General features: G+C 64.9%; 18 protein-coding genes. 11 read left to right on the plus strand and 7 right to left on the minus strand.

Annotated features, from left to right (window positions below):
• Positions 1-4: 4 nt before the first annotated feature.
• The 4 genes from VEIS_RS09755 to VEIS_RS09770 form a co-directional block, all read right to left on the minus strand.
• Positions 5-637 carry a cysteine hydrolase family protein gene (locus tag VEIS_RS09755; RefSeq protein WP_011809751.1) on the minus strand — a complete coding sequence of 211 codons (633 nt, stop codon included), beginning with the start codon at positions 635-637 and terminating at the stop codon, positions 5-7.
• Complete coding sequence (locus VEIS_RS09760) at positions 637-1,179, minus strand: aromatic-ring-hydroxylating dioxygenase subunit beta (protein ID WP_011809752.1); 543 nt, start codon at positions 1,177-1,179, stop codon at positions 637-639. Before VEIS_RS09760 ends, VEIS_RS09755 begins: the two co-directional genes overlap by 1 nt.
• Positions 1,169-2,497, minus strand: coding sequence for an aromatic ring-hydroxylating dioxygenase subunit alpha (locus VEIS_RS09765; RefSeq protein ID WP_041949940.1), 1,329 nt, complete (start codon positions 2,495-2,497; stop codon positions 1,169-1,171). Before VEIS_RS09765 ends, VEIS_RS09760 begins: the two co-directional genes overlap by 11 nt.
• Positions 2,498-2,674: 177 nt before the next feature.
• Positions 2,675-3,658 carry an AraC family transcriptional regulator gene (locus VEIS_RS09770; RefSeq protein ID WP_011809754.1) on the minus strand — a complete coding sequence of 328 codons (984 nt, stop codon included), beginning with the start codon at positions 3,656-3,658 and terminating at the stop codon, positions 2,675-2,677.
• Positions 3,659-3,934: 276 nt separating this feature from the next.
• On the opposite strand from VEIS_RS09770, the gene VEIS_RS25940 reads away from it, so the two are divergent.
• The 11 genes from VEIS_RS25940 (at position 3,935) to VEIS_RS28505 (ending at position 13,264) form a co-directional block, all read left to right on the plus strand.
• Complete coding sequence (locus VEIS_RS25940) at positions 3,935-4,087, plus strand: hypothetical protein (protein ID WP_157048349.1); 153 nt, start codon at positions 3,935-3,937, stop codon at positions 4,085-4,087.
• 221 nt (positions 4,088-4,308) lie between these two features.
• The gene (locus VEIS_RS09775) at positions 4,309-5,235 is read left to right on the plus strand and encodes a DUF6963 family protein (RefSeq protein ID WP_011809756.1); all 927 of its coding nucleotides are present in this window, start codon (positions 4,309-4,311) and stop codon (positions 5,233-5,235) included.
• Positions 5,222-5,881 carry a TetR/AcrR family transcriptional regulator gene (locus VEIS_RS09780; RefSeq protein ID WP_011809757.1) on the plus strand — a complete coding sequence of 220 codons (660 nt, stop codon included), beginning with the start codon at positions 5,222-5,224 and terminating at the stop codon, positions 5,879-5,881. The genes VEIS_RS09775 and VEIS_RS09780 overlap by 14 nt, the downstream gene beginning before the upstream one ends.
• Positions 5,878-6,381: a thiamine pyrophosphate-binding protein gene (locus VEIS_RS25945; RefSeq protein WP_011809758.1), complete on the plus strand. Its 504-nt coding sequence runs from the start codon at positions 5,878-5,880 to the stop codon at positions 6,379-6,381. The genes VEIS_RS09780 and VEIS_RS25945 overlap by 4 nt, the downstream gene beginning before the upstream one ends.
• 12 nt (positions 6,382-6,393) lie before the next feature.
• Positions 6,394-7,644 (plus strand): D-amino acid dehydrogenase, encoded by a 1,251-nt coding sequence (locus tag VEIS_RS09790; RefSeq protein WP_011809759.1) that lies wholly within the window; start codon positions 6,394-6,396, stop codon positions 7,642-7,644.
• 69 nt (positions 7,645-7,713) lie between these two features.
• On the plus strand, positions 7,714-9,297 hold the full coding sequence (locus VEIS_RS09795; RefSeq protein ID WP_011809760.1) for an ABC transporter substrate-binding protein: 1,584 nt from the start codon (positions 7,714-7,716) through the stop codon (positions 9,295-9,297).
• Between the two features lies 1 nt (position 9,298).
• The gene (locus VEIS_RS09800; RefSeq protein WP_011809761.1) at positions 9,299-10,246 is read left to right on the plus strand and encodes an ABC transporter permease; all 948 of its coding nucleotides are present in this window, start codon (positions 9,299-9,301) and stop codon (positions 10,244-10,246) included.
• A 7-nt stretch (positions 10,247-10,253) separates the two neighbouring features.
• A complete protein-coding gene (locus VEIS_RS09805) occupies positions 10,254-11,150 on the plus strand; it encodes an ABC transporter permease (protein ID WP_011809762.1) in 897 nt (298 codons plus the stop codon).
• A gap of 2 nt (positions 11,151-11,152) precedes the next feature.
• Complete coding sequence (locus tag VEIS_RS09810; RefSeq protein ID WP_011809763.1) at positions 11,153-12,811, plus strand: dipeptide ABC transporter ATP-binding protein; 1,659 nt, start codon at positions 11,153-11,155, stop codon at positions 12,809-12,811.
• The gene (locus tag VEIS_RS28500) at positions 12,808-13,014 is read left to right on the plus strand and encodes a hypothetical protein (RefSeq protein ID WP_157048454.1); all 207 of its coding nucleotides are present in this window, start codon (positions 12,808-12,810) and stop codon (positions 13,012-13,014) included. Before VEIS_RS09810 ends, VEIS_RS28500 begins: the two co-directional genes overlap by 4 nt.
• Positions 13,015-13,021: 7 nt before the next feature.
• Positions 13,022-13,264, plus strand: coding sequence for a hypothetical protein (locus tag VEIS_RS28505; RefSeq protein WP_157048455.1), 243 nt, complete (start codon positions 13,022-13,024; stop codon positions 13,262-13,264).
• Between the two features lie 40 nt (positions 13,265-13,304).
• Here VEIS_RS28505 and VEIS_RS09820 read toward each other — a convergent pair whose 3' ends face one another.
• The 3 genes from VEIS_RS09820 to VEIS_RS09830 all read right to left on the minus strand — a co-directional run bounded on the left by VEIS_RS09820 (position 13,305) and on the right by VEIS_RS09830 (position 18,325).
• Entirely contained in the window at positions 13,305-14,342 is a 1,038-nt protein-coding gene (locus VEIS_RS09820) for a Bug family tripartite tricarboxylate transporter substrate binding protein (protein ID WP_011809764.1), read from the minus strand.
• Between the two features lie 147 nt (positions 14,343-14,489).
• A complete protein-coding gene (locus tag VEIS_RS09825; RefSeq protein WP_011809765.1) occupies positions 14,490-15,686 on the minus strand; it encodes an MFS transporter in 1,197 nt (398 codons plus the stop codon).
• 137 nt (positions 15,687-15,823) lie between these two features.
• Entirely contained in the window at positions 15,824-18,325 is a 2,502-nt protein-coding gene (locus VEIS_RS09830; protein ID WP_011809766.1) for an acyl-CoA dehydrogenase, read from the minus strand.
• Positions 18,326-18,468 lie beyond the last annotated feature (143 nt).

Here is an 18,468-nt window from a genome sequence, read left to right on the forward strand (position 1 = left end):
GCGCTCATGAGGCCCCCGCATCGAGACGCCACAAACTCGCCGGGCCGTCGCACACCTCGGCAATCAGGCGCATGTTCTCCAGCGAGGCTGCGTGTGCTCCGGGGCTTCCTGCGGCACAGGCATCGGCGTTGACGACGACCTCATAGCCCATATCCACCGCGTGGCGCACCGTGCTCTCGACCACGGAGTGCGTGGCCACGCCAGCGACAATCAGGCGCCGGGTGGCGAGGATGCGCAATATGCCCTCCAGCGGCGAGTCGTGAAAGGCATTCACGCGCGTGTGTTTGACGATGAATTCACGCGGACTGTCTTGCAGCGGCGCCAGGTCGGCATGAAACCCGGCGCCCCAACTGCCTTCGCAGACCGCGCCAAGGCTGGCGACCTGGCGAAAAATCGGGGCATTGGTCAACAGGTCGGCATAGTCGGGACGATAGGCGATGCGCACATGCACGACAGGAATCGCACAAGCCCTGGCCTTGCTCAGCAGGGCCTGTGCCGCCGCGATGACATGCTGGCGCTGTGCGCTATCGGCGTGGAAGCCGACCCGGATTTTCCCGTGCGGGTGCAGCACATCGTTCTGATAATGCAGCGCCAGCACGGCGCTCTGGTGCGTGCCCACCTGCGTGCCCGCAGCCATCAGAAGAAAGCCTGCAACATGCCATGCACCGCATCGCAGTTGACCAGATCGACCCGCTTCAAACGAATGCGCCAGGTATCGCCATGGCTTGCCAGTTTGTGGGTGATGCGGCCTGCCACCTGGTGCAATGGCATGTCCCTTATGTTGCGCCATTCGCTCATTTGAAAGACGGAATGCGCCACCAGATTATCAGCGCCATCCAGGCCGGCAGCGCTGATATTGCCGACCATCCGGGTGGTATGCGTGGCCGGCTGCTGCGACCAGTTGCGCGCATCGCTCAAGCGGCGCACGCGAATTTCGCGCAGCATCCTGTCTTCCCAGGCCAGGGAGATATGGTCATAGGGATTGTCCTGCTGCTGCGCTTGCGGCACCCAATACATGCCATCGTCCGTCCACAGGTTCAGCCAGTCCGTCAGGCGGCGCTCATCCAGCAAGCGCGCTTCGGCAAACAGAAACTGTTGCAGCCGGTGCTGTTGTTCCAGCGACCAGGCAACGGGCCGCAGATCGGCGGTCGATACATCGAAGTCTGTTTCAAGCAGCATCGCAGTTCTCCTCGACGAGGTGGCCAAGCATGTATTGCTTCCATGCCTGGAACTGGTTGCGCATCGGCAGTTCGCTGGTTCCATTGCTGGAGACCATCCCGCCCGGCACGGCGCGGTCGGTGCCGAGATGGCGATGCAGGCTGGTCCAGTCGCCGCCCCGGGAGAGATTGCCCTGTTGACAGCGGGCATAAAGCTCAACATCGTCGGCCATGACATTGGACGAGGGGGCATTGATGATATTGGCATACATCAAGGTGCGCTTGAACACCGCCTCCGGCGCGCCCTTGAGCCGGAAAAGCTGAATTTCTATCATGGTGCGATCGACCGCCAGCGGCCGTATGACGCGAAATTGCTGAAACACGGTGTGCGGCGAACCGCTGCCATAAATGATCGTGTTATGCCGATTCATCCCGAGAATTTCGCTCGCCCGCGCATGACCGTAGGCTTGTTCCAGCACGGCGAAATGGGCGCGCGTGACCGGGTCGCGCGAGGCGGCGCCGGGGTCGAAAATGCCTTCCATATAACCATGCCCATGGGCGTATGCGCATAGTTCCAGGTTTTCCCAAAAGCGGTAAGGCTCGCCGTTGCCAACCATGATGTGCAGTTCCAGCGGCATCGCGCCCATTTTTTGGGCCTGCTCGCGGGCGGCCACCACCGAAGATTCGTGGGTCACCGGCGCGTGCATGGTGTCATGCAGATTTTCATAGAACACCTTCCAGTTGGATGTCTGCAAGACGCGAAACATCCCGCCGGCGACTTCCACCTCGCCGACCGGCGAGCGGTCGCACAGATTGTCGATCGAGGAGATGACGCCGCCCAGAAAGGACTTCAGCCCAATGCCTTGCGCCGCCTGGCTGGCAAAGACGAAACCGCGATGAGACTCGACGCGGGCGACTGGCCGCACCGAGAAATCCGGGTGCTGCGGGTCGAAGCAGCTGCCCTCGAAAGCGGCTTTCAGCGGCGCGGCAAGATGGCTGCCATCCAGTTGGAAGGTCCAGGCATGATACGGGCAGCGGAAAAATTTTCCGGCATGGCCGCAACCATCGGCCACCAGTTTGGCGCCGCGGTGCGGGCAGCGGTTGTACAGGACGTGGACCTTGCCGTCGGTGGCGCGCACCAGAATGACATCCTGATCGCCAATGCGGGTAGCGCAAAAATCGCCCGCATTGGGCACCTGGCTTTCATGGCCCACATAAATCCAGGCGCAGCCATAGATGCGCTCCATCTCCAACTGGAACAACGCACTGTCTGTATACACCGACTTGTGAACACTATCGGCGCGCACCAGCGCGGCAATCTGCTCATTCGTGTAGGGCATGCAAGCTCCTTTCGATGACGGCATGGGCAACGTCCCGTGCATCGGGTGCTCACTGTATGGCGCAGGCAGCGGCGGCGCTATCCGATTGCAGCATCTTTAGGCCGATTTTTGAATCGGCGCGCAGATTATTCCGGAAATGATGAGGGCAAGGCCGCATCGGCGCAGCCATCGCTTGCGTCAGCGCCGCAAGGTTTGCAGAGGCGTTTCTCCATAACGCGCACGATAGCTGAGGGAAAAGCGCCCCAGGTGGGAAAAACCGCAGCGCAGGGCAATATCCGTGACATGCGCGCCCGGTGCGGCATTCATCAGTTCGCTGCGCGCTGCGGCCAGCCGCTTTTGTCTCACATAGGCCATCGGCGCGCACTGATAATGCTCGCGAAAGGCAGCGCACAGGCTGCGCACACCGGTGCCGCAGGCATTGGCAATCGCCTCCAGCGTCAGCGGCTCATGCAGATGGCTGGTGATGTAGTCTTCGGCGACGCGCAGTTTGCGCTGCGGCGCCGTGCCTGGCCGCCGCAATAACTGGTCGCTGTAATTATTCGGCTGGCACAGCAGAAGATGGTGAATCAGCGTCTGCACCTGCGCATGGACGAGCGGCTCCGAATGCGGCTGGTCGGAAAATTCGTGATTGCACAGCAGGCTGCCGAGATGATATTGCCAGCTTCGCCCGCTGGCCGCATGCAGGGGCATTTCCGGATGAAACTCGATGGCCCCTTTTTTCAGATCATTGCCAATCAAGGCCCGGCAGGCATGCTCGACCCGCTCGCGTGGAAATTTCACCAGCACCTGCTCGCATCCCTCGCTCCAGTCCAGTTGCAGCGCCAGCTTGGGCGAAATGATCGCGCCCATCTGCGGCGATGCGGCAACCGTATGCCTGCCGACCCGGATTTGCGCGTTCCCGCTCAGCGGCGCCTGGAACAGCATGAAGCCGTTCAATTCCCCCGGATTGATATGCACTGCGGCGCCATAGCGCAGGATGAAGAACGACAGCGTGCCCAGTTGCGCCCCGTACAAGGCAGAATCGACCTTGCCGCCGCCCCAGGTCAACTCATGTTCCTTGAACGCCTTCACGGTGTGCTGCTTGACCTCGTTGGGGTCGCAGGAATGGAACAGCGGCGTCTTGTACATCTGTTGCAATTCCTGCTTGAGCGATGCCTCCATTGCGCCCTCCTTTGCTGGGTAGTGCAAAACGCAGTGCGGTGAACTGCTTGCAGGCTCTTTGCCTGTGATGCAGGAAAGCCATGATAGCCATCGGCCCCTGCTTTAGCCACGGCTTCGTTGGCGCTGATGCCGTTGGCTCCCGGTCGGTGATCGATCACCACCGATTCTCCCCAGGCTTGGCGGAGCGCGATGGGCGGCAGTCAGGCCGTGCACGCATTCCGGCAGGGCCTCCAGCCGTCATGCACCAGCGTGCCGGTGAACTGCGCCGGGCCTCTAGTGTCGCGTCACCGATCATCTGTCGGTCTGCGCTGGCCATCGAAGCGCATCGCGGCGTTGCATCGCTTGCCAATACAGCTCGGTATGGGCTGCGCGATGCGCCTTGCGCTGCGCTCCGATGGCTGCGCGCAGCCTACGACATCTGATCCGTGACGCGACACTAGCCCCGATACGACGCCGCATGGCTTCTTCTCATTGCCCGGTTTTCCTCCTGTCGGAAAACCTGGGCTTGTTGCGAATTTGAATTCCTCGTACACTGAAAAAGTGACCCATCAGTCACATGCGTGGTGCGTGCCATAGGGTCGTGTTATGGCCGCGTCGTGGTCGTGTCGTGGCCGCGTTTCTTGCGGCTTCGATCCACAAGGATGTCGAGCATGACGATAGCCATTGCTGCAAGTGGATCCCGGGCAGGAGCGGCCGTGCGCGATGCGGTGCTGGGCGCCGAGCTGCTTGGCCGTGGCGCGATTGGCGGATTTGCGGTTCTGGCGCTGCTCAGTGGCGATGGCCAACTCCACCACTGCATGACCCAGCGCGGCGGCGCCTCCTGTCTGGACATGCCCGATGCCTGGCTCGCCGCTCCCACGGCTGCCGCCATCTCGAGTGGCCCCGACCGGCCCGAGCCGCTCGTTCAATTTCTGCCGGGCGCAGCCGGCATCGGCTTGGTGACGGGCCATCGGCACCCGAGCCGTCCGGGCCGGGATGGCGCGGCGCTGAATGCGGCGGTGCTCGCGTTGCTTGGGCAGGGTGCGGCGCCGCAGCCTGCCGTTGCATCGGTGCTCGCAGCCAACGCCGAAGCCGATGCGGGCCTGATTGCGATCGATGCCCAAGGCGTCCTCGGCTGGGGCAACAGCGAGCGTGTGCTGCGCCGCAGCGACCTGGGGCAGTTCCAGCGTGATGACGGCTCGGCGCGCGTGGCCATCTTGCACAACTCCATCTTTTCCTGCGCTCCGCTTGCCGAGCAGGTCGGGGCCTTGGCCTGGGCGCAATTGACGGGGCTTGCCGGCCCCATCGGATGGGTCCGTCTGGCTGCGGCAGTGCCGCGTCGCATCGCGCATCGGGATCGCGTCCACATCGACCCGTCCGACGCGATCACGGCCATCGACAGCGCCAACCCTTATGTGCCAACGAACCTGCACCGTGCCACGGTGGCATATCTGGGCAGCGAAGTGTGGCGGCACGGTGTTTGCGTTGGCCGTGTCATGACGGAGCTGGTTGCTGACGTGGCCGATGGCATGGTGATGCCGTTCGGCGATGCGGCGCACGATGCCTTTCTCATGAGGACGGATCATGTCGCGTCGTGAGCAGACCGAAGCGCGGATTCTCCAGGCGCTGGGCGAGCAGATCCGCGCAACCGGCATGGCTGGCGTTGGCATCAATGCCGTGGCCAAGCGCGCCAAGGTCAGCAAGGAACTGATCTATCGATACTTCGAAGGCTTTCCCGGACTGATGTCTGCATGGATGCAAAAGCAGGATTTCTGGTCCAGTCACCCTGACCTGCTCGGGGACGACGAGTCGAGCCAACGCCCGCCGGTCGATCTCATCCTTTCGATGTTGCACGCGCAGATCGGTGCGCTTGCCGGGAACGAGACGTTGATGGAAGTGCGGCGCTGGGAGCTCATCGAACGCAACGAGGTGACGGCGCACCTGGCCGAGCGCCGCGAGCGCGCTGCGCGCTCCTTCGTCGACCGGGTCGATGGCTTGACGGATGAGGCCGATGTCCCGGCGATGATAAGCATCATGCTCGCCGGGGTGCTCTATCTGATGTTGCGCTCAAAGACGGAGGGCCAATTTCTTGGCGTTCCATTGCGCACCAACGAAGGCTGGGCCCGTTTCTACGCTGCCATCGAACACCTTGCCCGGGCGTTTCCCGAGGACTTGCAGCGCGAGTCGCTGGCGACGCTCGAAGCGTTGCGCAAGCCGGCATGCGACAAGAAAGACGCAGCATGAAGCGCGCCGCCGACAGGTTGATCGAGACCCTGGTGTCGCGTCACCGATCATCTGTCGGTCCGCGCTGGCCATCGAAGCGCATCGCGGCGTTGCATCGCTTGCCAATACGCTCGGTATTGGCTGCGCGATGCGCCTTGCGCTGCGCTCCGATGGCTGCGCGCAGCCTACGACATCTGATCGGTGACGCGACACTAGTTCGACACGGCGTCGAGCGGATCTTCCATGTCCCCGGTGAAAGCTGTCTCAGCGTGCTGGATGGCTTGGCTGATGGTTCGCCGCCTGTAACGGCGGACATGTCTGCCGCGACCTGTCGCCATGAAAGCGCTGCTGGCGTCCTGGCGCTCGCCGATGCGTGTCTGACCGAAGGCGCGCTGCGCCAGGCACTGGCCTGTGGCCGGGCGGCCGTGCTTGCGGTGCGCGCGCGTCTGGAACATGTTTCGGCCGCAGCCACCATGGACGAACTGCGGCTTCGCCGGCCCCCGGTGCCGCAAGAGGCTTGAGGGCCTGAGCGTATGCACATCGTCGTGATTGGCGCCGGCATCATCGGCATGACCACCGCCTACGCTCTTCGGCGCGACGGCCACAAGGTCAGTGTGCTCGATGCGCGCTGTGGCCCCGGGCGCCTGACCAGCAAGGCCAATGGCGCGCAGCTCAGCTACAGCTACGTGGCGCCGCTTGCAGAGCCGGCGGTGTTGCCCAGGCTGCTGTCGTGGCTGGTGCGCAAAGACTCGCCGCTGCGCCTGCGTCTGCGCGCCGATCCGGCGCAATGGCGCTGGGGCTTGCGCTTTCTTGCGGCCTGCACCCGCACCTGCAGCCAGAAAAGTACCGGGGAACTGCTGGCCCTGGGCACGCGCAGCCGGGAGCGTATGCACCTGCTGGTCGCCCAAGAGCGCCTGGCCTTCCATTTCGCATCCAGCGGCAAGCTGCTGATCTACCAGGACCCGCAAGCGTACCGGGCCGCCTTGGTGCAATTGGCCTACCTGGCGACGCTGGGCTGCCAACAGCACGCGCTGGACCGCGCGGCTTGCCTGAAGCACGAGCCTGCCCTGGCGGACATCGGAGCGCGCATCGCCGGCGGCATCTTCACGCCCACCGAGGATGTCGGCGATTGCCTTGCGCTGTGCCGCGAATTGCAGCGCGTGCTGTCTTCCGAGGCCATGCCGGTGCAGTTCCATTTCGGCACCGAGGCGCACCGGCTACGGGTCGAAAAGGCCCGGGTCGTTGCGCTGGAGACATCGGCGGGCACGCTGGACGCCGACGCATACGTCATCGCGAACGGGGTCGGCGCCCAGACGCTGGCCCGCCGGATCGGCATCGATCCGCTCATCTATCCGCTCAAGGGCTATAGCCTGACGTACCAATTGACGGAACGCAGCAGTGCGCCGGTCACCAGCATCAGCGATGTCCAGAACAAAGTGGTTTACGCGCGCCTGGGCAACCGTCTGCGTGTGGCGGGCATGGTGGAGATCGGCGCTCGATCGCTGGACATGGATCCGCAGTCCGTCGCCGCCCTCCGGCAACAGGTTCGGGACTATCTGCCCAGGCTCCACGCCGCAGCAGCGCCCGAGGCGTGGACGGGGCTGCGCCCGGCGCGTCCCGACGGCAAGCCCCTCATTGGCGCGACGCCCTACGGCAACCTGTGGCTCAACGTAGGCCACGGCGCCCTGGGCTTCACCCTGGCGGCCGGTAGTGCGGAGTTGCTGGCCGACCGAATCGCCGGCCGGCCGTCGGCACATATACCGGCAGAAATGTTCACTTTGTAGCCAAGGCGGTCCAAGGGCAGATGTCCCGAGGCCACGTTCATCCACCACACCACGGTATCCACGAACGCCATGAAACCCATCTGCTTTTCCCGCACCCTGCGGACATTCGCGTTGTCGGCCGCGCTGGCGGCTCCGGTGCTCTGGGCGCAGGCCCAGACGCTCACTGTCGTGATGCAAGGCGGCTTGCGGGTGATGGATCCGATCACCAGCACCGCGTTTTTGACGCGGGACCACGGCTACATGATCTACGACACGCTGCTCGGCACAGACGCCCACTTCAAGATACAGCCGCAGATGGCCGACTGGAAGGCGTCCGCAGATGGCCTGCGCTACCGCTTCACCCTGCGCAGCGGACTCAAATGGCACGATGGGGCGCCCGTGACCAGCGCCGATTGCATCGCGTCGATCAAGCGCTGGGCCGAGGTCGATTCGAGCGGCCAGGTGCTGCTGCCGATGATCGACAGCATCGAGGCTGTCGACGACAAGGTATTCGAGGTGGTGCTGAAAGAGCGCACCACGCTGTTGCTCGAGGGCCTGGCCAAGCTCAGTTCGCGCCCGGCCTTCATGATGCCCAAACGCATCGCCGCCACTGCCGCCGCCACGCCGTTGACCGAATACATCGGTTCGGGCCCGTTCCGTCTGGTCCGGGCGGAATTCAAGCCCGGCCTGAAGGTGGTGTACGAGAAGAACAAGGACTATGTGGCGCGCAGCGAGCCGGCAAGCTGGACTGCGGGCGCGAAGCTCGTGGGCGTCGAGCGGGTCGAATGGATCGCCATGCCCGATGCGATGACCTCGATCAATGCGCTGAAAAATGGCGAGGTGGACTTCATCCAGCAGGTTCCCTATGACCTGGTGCCGATGCTGGAGCATCAGAAAAACGTGACGGTGCAGGTGCTCGACAAGCTCGGATCGTGGACTTACTTCCGCTTCAATCATCTTCATCCGCCGTTCGACAACAAGCTCGTGCGCCAGGCCGCCATGGCTGCGGTGGGCCAGGAGGACGTGCTCAAGGCGCTCGTGGGCAACCCGAAGTTCTACCGGACATGCGCCGCAGTGTTTGGTTGCGGCCATCCGAACGGCAGCAGCTACGGCGCCGAATGGGTGATCCCCTCGGACATCGACAAGGCCAAGGCCCTTTTGAAAGAGGGCCGCTACGACGGCATGGCGATCGTAGTGCTGCAACCGACGGATGTTGCCATCGTGGCGGCCCAGCCGATCGTGATTGGCGCGGCCTTGCGCAAGGCGGGCTTCAAGGTCCAGATGAAGACCATGGACTGGCAAACCGTGGTGACGCAGCAGGGCAATCAGAAATCGCCGCAGGAGGGCGGCTGGAACATCTTCGCCACCGCCGGCCTGTTGGCCACGAGCGGCGATCCAATGACCAACACGACCGTAGGATCGAACGGCAGGAAAGCCTGGGCCGGCTGGCCCGACGTTCCGGCGATCGAGGTTTTGCGGCAGCGCTACGTTCGCTCCACCGACCTGGCCGAACGCCAATCCATTGCTGTGGAACTCCAGAAACTGGTGATCGACAACGGCGTGGTCGCGCCACTGGGCCAGTTTCTGATTCCAGCGGCATACAGCACGGCGATCAGCGGCGTGCTGGAGTCTCCGGTGACTGTGTTTTGGAACATCAAGAAATCTGCCAAATGACATGGGCACGCTAAGCTACATCGGGCGCCGGTTGCTGGCAACGCTGCCGGTGATGCTCATGGTGGCCGTCGTGGTGTTCGCCATGCTGCGGCTCACGCCGGGCGATCCGGCGGCCATTTTGGCCGGCGACGATGCCACCGGGGCCCAGCTCGAAAAAGTCCGCCAGACCATGGGGCTGGACAAATCCATTCCGGCCCAGTTCGCGTCCTGGATGGGGCAGTTGATGCGCGGCGATCTCGGCGTGTCCCTGCTGTCGGGCACGCCGGTGCGGCAAATGATCGGCATCCGCATGGGGCCGACCCTGGCGCTGGCGCTGTGCACCATTGCGCTGACCATCATGGTGGCGCTTCCACTGGGGGTGATCGCCGCGTCGCAGCGTGGAAGGTGGCTCGACCGGCTGGTCATGACCCTGTCGGCGCTGGGCTTTTCGGTGCCCACCTTCGTTGTCGCTTATCTGCTGATTTATCTGTTCTCGATGAAGATGGGCTGGTTTCCCGTGCAGGGCTACAAGCCGCTGGCCGAAGGCATCTGGCCGTTCGCGCAGCGCCTGGTGCTGCCGGCGCTGGCGCTGAGCGGCATTTATATCGCGCTGGTGGCCCGCATCACGCGCAGCAGCATCCTCGAAGTGATGGGCGAGGACTTCATCCGCACCGTCCGGGCCAAGGGCGCGAAAGACAGCACGATCTTGCTGCGCCACGCCTTACGCAATGCGGCGGTGTCGATCGTCACGATCATCGGCATAGGGGTCGCCTCGCTGATCACCGGCGTAGTGGTGACGGAGTCGGTGTTCAATCTGCCCGGGCTCGGCCGCCTGGTCGTCGAGGCGGTGCTGGCGCGCGACTACCCCGTGATTCAAGGCTTGATCCTGCTGTTTTCCTTCAGCTACATCCTGATCAACCTGCTCGTCGATGTGCTCTACACCGTGTTGGATCCCCGCATCCGATATTGAGGACTGCATGAAAACGGATTTCTTCAATCTCCCGATGCCGGCGACCGCGCCGAACACGGCGCCGTCACCCAAAGGCCCGGGGCAGTTCAGGGCGCAACTGACCCGCGGACCGGCGGCGGTCGCCTTGGCGATTTTTGCCACGGTCGTGCTGCTGGCCCTGTTTGCCCCGCTACTGGGCACGGTGGACCCGGTGGCGATCGATCCGTCGCAACGGCTGGCACCGATCTCGGCCGACCATTGGCTTGGCACCGATGTTTTCGGGCGTGACACCTATTCGCGTGTGCTGTATGGCGCGCGGGTGTCGCTGATCATTGGCCTGGGCGCCATGGTTGCGAGCATCGCGCTGGGCCTGGTGATCGGGGTGGTGGCGGGCTACTTTCGCGTGGCCGATGCGATCGTGATGCGGGTCATGGATGGCGTGATGGCCATTCCGGGCATCCTTTTGGCCATCGCGCTGGTCTCGCTGACCGGCAGCACGTTGCTGACGGTGCTGGTGGCGATCACCGTGCCCGAGGTGCCACGGGTGGTCCGGCTGGTGCGCGGCGTGATTCTGGGCGTGCGCTCGGAGCCGTATGTGGAGGCCGCCATCGCGCTGGGCGCGCGCGCCCCCCGGTTGCTGTTGCGCCATATGGTGCCGGCCACCGTGGCCCCGCTGATCGTCCAGGGTACGTACATCTTCGCCTCGGCCATCCTGACCGAGGCCACGCTGAGTTTTCTGGGCGCGGGCCTGCCCTCGGAGACGCCGTCGTGGGGCAACATCACGGCCGATGGCCGGGCCTATTTCCTGCTCTTTCCGGGCCTGATCCTGTATCCCGGCATCATTTTGGCGTTGACGTTGCTGAGCGTGAACGTTCTTGGCGACATGCTGCGTGACATGCTCGATCCACGCAGCGGAAAGCGGTGACCATGGGCCATGCCGTACTCGCGATCGAGCAGCTACAGGTCAACGTTGCAGGCCCGGGCGGGCGCGCCATCGTCAAGGGCGTGAGCTTGCAGGTCATGGCGGGCGAGACCGTCTGCGTGGTGGGGGAGTCGGGTTCGGGAAAGTCCGTCATGGCCTTTTCCGCCATGGGCCTGCTCGCTCCCGACGAACTGCGCTGCGTCGCCGGGCGCATCCTGCTGGATGGCGAGAACCTCCTCGATGCCAGCCCCGCGCGCCAGCGCGAGCTGCGCGGCACGCAGTTGGCAATGGTGTTCCAGGAGCCGATGACGGCGCTCAATCCGGTCGAGAAGATAGGCTGGCAGATCGACGAGGTGCTGCGCCTTCACGGCTGCGCCAGCAAGGCGCATCGGCGCGCGCAGGTGCTGGAGATGCTGCGCTCGGTGCACATGCCCGATCCGGTGCGGATATATGAGGCCTACCCGCACCAATTGTCCGGCGGCCAGCGCCAACGGGTGGTGATCTCGATGGCCCTGATTCTCAAGCCCAAGCTGCTGATCGCCGATGAGCCGACCACGGCGCTCGATGTGACGACGCAAAAGCAGATACTGGCACTCGTGCGCGAACTCCAGCAGCAGCATGGCACGGCGGTGCTCTTCATCACGCACGATTTCGGCGTCGTTGCCGAGATCGCAAACCGGGTGGTCGTCATGAACCATGGCCAGGTGGTCGAAACCGGCACGCGCGACGACATCCTGATGCGCCCCGCGACGGCCTACACGCGAACGCTGGTGTCGTCGGTGCCCAGCCTCGTGCCCGAAGCGCGGCCGCCGAGTCAGGGCGCGATCGTCCTGCAAGCCTCGGGCCTGGGCAAGACCTACAGCCAGAGGCGGTGGTTCGGCCGCGCCCAATGTGTAGCCGCAGCGCAGGACATCCATTTCACGCTGCGGCGCGGCGAAATTTTGGGCATCGTTGGCGAATCCGGCTGCGGTAAATCGACGGTGGCCCGTTGCATCGTCCGATTGCAAGAACCCAGTTCGGGCGCTATCCATATCCATGGCGTGGACATCGCCCGAACGCGCGGCCGTGCCCTGCGCGCGCTGCGCCAGCGCGTGCAGATCGTGTTTCAGGATCCATACCGATCGCTGAATCCGCGTGTGCGCGTGGGCGAGTCGATGATCGAAGGGCTGATCAGCCACGGCATGCCTCGCCCCCAAGCCATGCACAGGGCGCGCGCGCTGTGCGCCTCCGTCGGCGTCGATGCCGGGTTGCTGGAGCGTTATCCGCACCAGTTCTCGGGCGGGCAGCGCCAGCGCATCTGCATTGCGCGCGCGCTTGCGCTGGAGCCGGACATCCTGGTGGCCGACGAAGCCGTCTCGGCGCTCGATGTCTCGGTGCAAGCGCAGGTGCTCGCGCTGCTGCAAGACATCCGCCAGCGGACCGGCGTGGCGATTTTGTTCATCACCCATGACCTGCGCGTCGCCGCGCAGATCTGCGACAACATCATGGTCATGCAACACGGCCGAACGATCGAGCAGGGGCCGGCCGCGCAGGTGCTGACCGCCCCGAGCCAGCCCTACACCAACGCGCTGATCGAGGCCGCACCCGGGCGTGACTGGGACTTCAAGAATTTCAGGCCGCTCGCGCGCAGCGCAGTGCGCCAGCGCCACGGGGCGCCATCGTGACCCTGCCTGCCTGCGGCATCCTGATCCGCAACGCGGGCATCGCTGACGGCGCGGGCGCTGCGTGCGTCGATGGCGGCATCGCCATCTGCGGCGCCCGCATGGCGCGCAGCGCAGCGCCATGCGCGCAGCGCGTGCGGCGTGGAATCGACGCGGCGGGGCTGGTCGTCGCTCGCGCCAGGCGTCATCGACGCCCACACGCATGACGGCTGCATGCCATTGTCTGGCGCAGACATGGGCGGCCAAGGCCAGCCAGCGCGTGACCCCGTGATCGCCGGCCACTGCGGAATCGCACCCGGGCCTGGTGTCGCGTCACCGATCATCTGTCGGTCTGCGCTGGCCATCGAAGCGCATCGCGGCGTTGCATCGCTTGCCAATACGCTCGGTATGGGCTGCGCGATGCGCCTTGCGCTGCGCTCCGATGGCTGCGCGCAGCCTACGACATCTGATCCGTGACGCGACACTAGTGTGCCGCCGCGCTGCCGGCAGCAGCCGCTCAGTCGGCCTCGATTCCCTTGGCCGCCAGCGCCCAGAGCTTGCGGTCTGCCTGGCCCTTGGCGGCCAGCGTCTCGGCCGTGCCGGCCCAGACATCGTAGCCCTGGTCGAGCAGGCGCGCGGCCACGTCTTCGCGTGCCAGCATCTTGCGCACTGCGGCCGTGATGCGCGCCGCCAGCGCCTTGTCCATGCCGGCCGGGCCGTACAGGCCATACCAGCCGCCGACATCGTAGTCGGCCACGCCGGACTCGATCATGGTCGGCACGCCGGGCAACATGCGATTGCGCTGGCGCGAGGTGACGGCCAGCGCGCGCACCTTGCCGGACGTGATGTAGGCGCGCGCGCTGGCGACGATGTCGAACATCATCGCGATATTGCCCGCCATCACGTCGGACATTGCCGGCGCATTGCCCTTGTACGGCACATGCGACAGCGGCGCGCCGGTCATGCGCTCCAGCAGCGCGGCGCTCATGTGGTTGGAGGCGCCAATGCCGGCCGAGCCGTAGAACAGCTTGCCGGGGTTGGCGCGGGCATAGGCCAGCAGTTCGCCGACATTGCGCACCGGCAGTTCCGGGTTGACCACCAGCACATTGGTGTAGGTCAGCAGCGGCGCGATCGGCAGCAGGTCCTTGCCCGGGTCGAACGACATCTTGCGCTGGATGTTGGGGTTGATGGTGATGGTCGGGCTGGCGCCGAAGTAGATCATCGCGCCATCGGGCGGCGCCTTGGCCACCGCGTCGCCGCCGAGCGAGCCGCTCGCGCCGGGCCGGTTCTCGACGATGACCTGGGTGCCGAGTTCGGCCGCCAGGGCCGGCGCCAGCAGCCGCGCACAGCCGTCCACCGGGCCGCCCGCGCTGTAGCCGACGACGAGCTTGATGATGCCCGGCAGGTGCGCGCCGGCCTGCGCGCCAGCGCCTGCGGACCAGCCGAGCAGCGGACCGGCGGCGGCCAGCGCCAGCAGGCGGCGGCGCCCCCCGTCCAGGCGGTCGAAATGATCCCAATGGTCCCAATGGTACAGGCCGTTCAGATTCTTTTTCATGCATCATTTCCTTGGTGGATGGAGCTTGCGCAACCCGAACCCGGGCCGTGCGCCGTTCCGTCGATGGCTGCACATAATGAAATCGCTGCGCGCCGGCCGATCTGCATTGGCATTTTCATTACCTGAACATGCGTTGGCGAACCCGGATCAGGCACGACGATGGGCTCCCGCGAATGTTTTCCAGCATAAAAACATTCCGGCAAAACATAATGGCACCATCATCATGTTGGTGCCCATCCAGCCAAAGCCGGCCAGCAGCGGAGCAGGCAGAAACGCGCCCAGCGTGGCACACCCGGCGATCAGGGTGTCGTTGATTCCTTGCCAGCGATGGCGTTCCTGGTCGCTGACCTTTTGGGTGAGCAATGCGCCACCGCCCACATAAACGAGATTCCAACCCAAGCCAACCAGAATCAACCCGATGAATACGGCATGGTAACTGATATCCATCATGCCAAATCCCGCCGCACCGAGCAGCAGCATGAATCCGGTGATCAGGACTTGCCGCAGGCCGATGGCGCCGATCAGTGAGCCGGTAAAGAATGAGGGAACGAACATTGCCAGCACATGAACTTGAATGGCGCGTGAAGAGGCATCGAAAGAACAGATGTTTTTCATGACCAGCGAGGCTTGCACCATCAGCAAATTCATCACGAAGTAGCCGCCAGCCGACGCGACGATGGCGGCGACGATGGCAATGTTCCATTGCCCGGATTGCACTGCCGGCACCGGATTTGCGCCGGCTTCATGCATTCGGGCAGTCTTTGGCGGAGTCCATAATGCCATCAGCAACAAGGTCAGCATGCCCAAAGCAGAAAACGCAGCATAGCACAGGGAAAAATCGGTATGGCCGACGACATTGCGCAATGAACTGGCAATGGCCGGCCCAATGATTGCCGCCAGCACGCCACCGGCCACAACCCATGAGATGGCGCGCGCCTTGGTTTCAGGGGGAAGATCGTCAACGGCGGCAAATCGATAGAAATTGGCGCAGGCGATATAAATGCCCAGTAGCCCATGCGCGACGATCAAAAGCAGGAAGCTCTCTTGCGTGACGGCGATATAGCCAACCAAACCGGCGCTGATCAGAAAGACTGCGCCCAGGGAAAATACGATGCGCCGCCCATGGCGCCGCATCAGCATCGATGCCGGGTAAGTAAACAGCATGACGGCGGCAAATTGAATACCATAGGGTATCGTGCCGAGGGCTGCGGTCGCGGCCAGTTTCGTTCCGACCAGGGCCGCAATGGTGACGGAGATGACCGCTGCGGTCAGATTGAATGCCTGGGCCAGTGTCAGCAAATAAATCGACCAAGGCAGGCGGCCTGGAGATGGGGTGGTTGTCATTGAATATCTGATGCCGATTTGCGCAAGTCCTCGTGAAATGTCCGGGCCACGGGCCGCTACCACCGTGCAGCGCCGGCTGCACCGGGCCACGGTGCAGCGAATCCCCGGGCAACGGCGGGCATGGATGGCCGGGCCGCCTATCCAGGCAGGTGCAGCACCTGGCGTGCCAGGATGTTGCGCTGTATCTCGTTGGTGCCGCCGTAGATCATGGCGCTGCTGGCGCCGATCAGCGGCGCCAGCGCGTTGAATGTCTGGCCGTCGAGTTCCTGGTCGCCGGCGATTGCGCCTTGCTCCTCGCTGGCCTCGACCAGCAGGGCGCCGATGCGGTGATAGGTTTCGCTGGCCCAGATTTTGAGCAGCGAGACCGATGCCGGCAGTGGCTTGCCGGCTTTGACGATGTTCGCGAATCCGGCGTAGGCCGCCGACAGATCGGCCACGTCCAGGCGCAGCGCGGTGTAGCGCTGCACGAATACCGGGTCGGCAAACAGCCGGCGCGCCTGCGCCAGGCGCTCGAGTTGGCCCAGCGCGTATTGCGACTGTTTCGGGCTGCCGAGAAAGATGCGCTCGAAGCCGAGCAGCGCCTTGGCGATGCTCCAGCCCGCATGGAGCTGGCCCACCAGGTTCTCGGCGGGCACGCGCACGTCGTCGAAAAACAGTTCACAAAATTCGGGCTCGCCGGCCAGCGTCTGGATGGGGCGGATCGTGATGCCGGGCGTGCGCAGGTCGCACAGCAAAAAGCTGATGCCGGCCTGCTTTTTGGCGTTTTTGTCGGTGCGCACCAGCATGAAGATATGGTTGGCGTCCTGTGCCAGCGTGGTCCAGATTTTTTGGCCGTTGACGATGAAGTGCTCGCCCTGGGCATCTTGCGCCCGGACGGCCTCGGTGCGCAGACCCGCCAGGTCGGAGCCGGCATTCGGCTCGGAGTAGCCCTGGCACCACACATGCTCGCCGCTGAGGATCTTCGGCAAGAAGCGCTGCTGCTGCCCGGGCGTGCCGTGCTGTATCAGCAGCGGGCCGATCATCACGATGCCCTGGTCCGGCGCGCGGGCCACGCCGTACTGCTCCAATTCTTCGATCCAGGCGATCAGCTTGTCGGCGGGCAGGCCCATGCCGCCATGCGCCTGCGGCCAGGCCGGCGCGATCCAGCCCTGCGCCGATAGCCTGAGGTACCAGGCGCGCATCTCGCTCCAGCGCGCACGGTGCGACAGGTAGCGCAGTGGCGCCGGATAGTGCTGGCGCAGGAACGCGCGCAACATGCGCCGGAATGGCGCCTCGGGCATCGCGGCCCAGTCGGCCGTGCGGGGAAAGCCCTGTTCCCATGCGGCGTCGTCCGGGGCTGGCCCGGCGCCGGTCGGCGCGGCTGCGGCGAGCGCCGCATAGTGGCGCTGGTGCGCCGAGGCATTGCCCAGCCAGGCCGACAGGCGCAGCGTGCGCTTGTAGAACAGGCTCAGCGCGCATTCCTGCGTGTAGCCGATCGCGCCGTGCAATTGCAGCGCCGAACGCGAGATCAGCAGCGCCGCCGCGCTGCAACGCGCATTGACGCGGCTGGCCTGCGCTTCCAGCCGCTCCAGGGCCAGTGTCGTCTCCGCCAGCATCGCATCCGCCAGCGCCAGCACCTCGGCCAGCGTGGCGCGGGCGACTTCCAGGTGGATGTACATGTCCACGCAGCGGTGCTGCAGGGCCTGAAAGCTGCCAATGGGCACGCCGAACTGCGAGCGGCTGCGCAGATGGGCCAGGGTCTGCTCCAGCATCGCCTGGCCAACGCCGAGCAGTTCTGCCGATTGCAGAATCCGGGCGCAGGCGAGCGCCTGGCGCAACGCATCCTGCGCGGCGTTGCCCTGGGCCAGCAAGGCGCTGGCGGGCAGCGCCACCTGCTCCAGGCGCAGCGCCGCCGCCTGCGTGCCGTCGACCAGGGTGGTGAGGGTCTCGCTCACGCCCGGCGTGCCACGGGGAACCCACAGCAGCACGGTGTCGCCATCGCCATCGCCGCGCGCCGACACCAGCCAGCCGCTGGCGGCGGCGCCAGGCAGCACCATCAGTTTTTCGCCTTGCAGCAGCACGCCGCCTTCAGGCCCGGTGCGCGGCTCGCAGCCGCAGTTCAGCGGCACGGCGCTGAGGTCGCCGGGGCTTTCCTGCCAGGCCAGCGCGGGCAGGCTGCGGCCTGCCACCAACTCGGCCAGCAGCGCACGCGCGCCGGTCCGCTCTAGTGTCGCGTCACCGATCATCTGTCGGTCTGCGCTGGCCATCGAAGCGCATCGCGGCGTTGCATCGCTTGCCAATACGCTCGGTATTGGCTGCGCGCAGCCTACGACATCTGATCCGTGACGCGACACTAGGCGCGCCAGCAATACGGCGCTCAGGCCGGCAACCGCCAGCAGCGGCTCTGGCGCCACATGCGTGCCGGCGGCGCACAGGATTTCGGCCGCGCCGGTCAGGCCCAGCGCCAGGCCGCCGACCGACTCGGGCGCCAACATGCCGGGCCAGCCGAGCTCGGCCAAAGCGGCCCAGCCCGGGCTTGCAGCGCCTGCGGCAATGCCGGGCGGCGGCTCGACCCACGCGCGGCAGCGCCCGATGCTGTCGCTGCGGGTGAAGTAGTCGAGCGCCGCCTCGCGGATCGCTGCCTGTGATTCGTGGTCCATGGGCTGTGCGCCTTTGTCTCGGCAATCGTGCCATCGCGTGCCATCAATCAGTGTGCCGGCGAGCGTGCCAGAAGACGGCCTGGCCCGGCATTCGCTTTTGCCAAAGGAAGGGTTTGGCAATCACTGAACGGCGCGTCCTGCCG

Source organism: Verminephrobacter eiseniae EF01-2 (assembly GCF_000015565.1).
GTDB classification, from domain to species: Bacteria; Pseudomonadota; Gammaproteobacteria; order Burkholderiales; family Burkholderiaceae_C; genus Acidovorax; species Acidovorax eiseniae.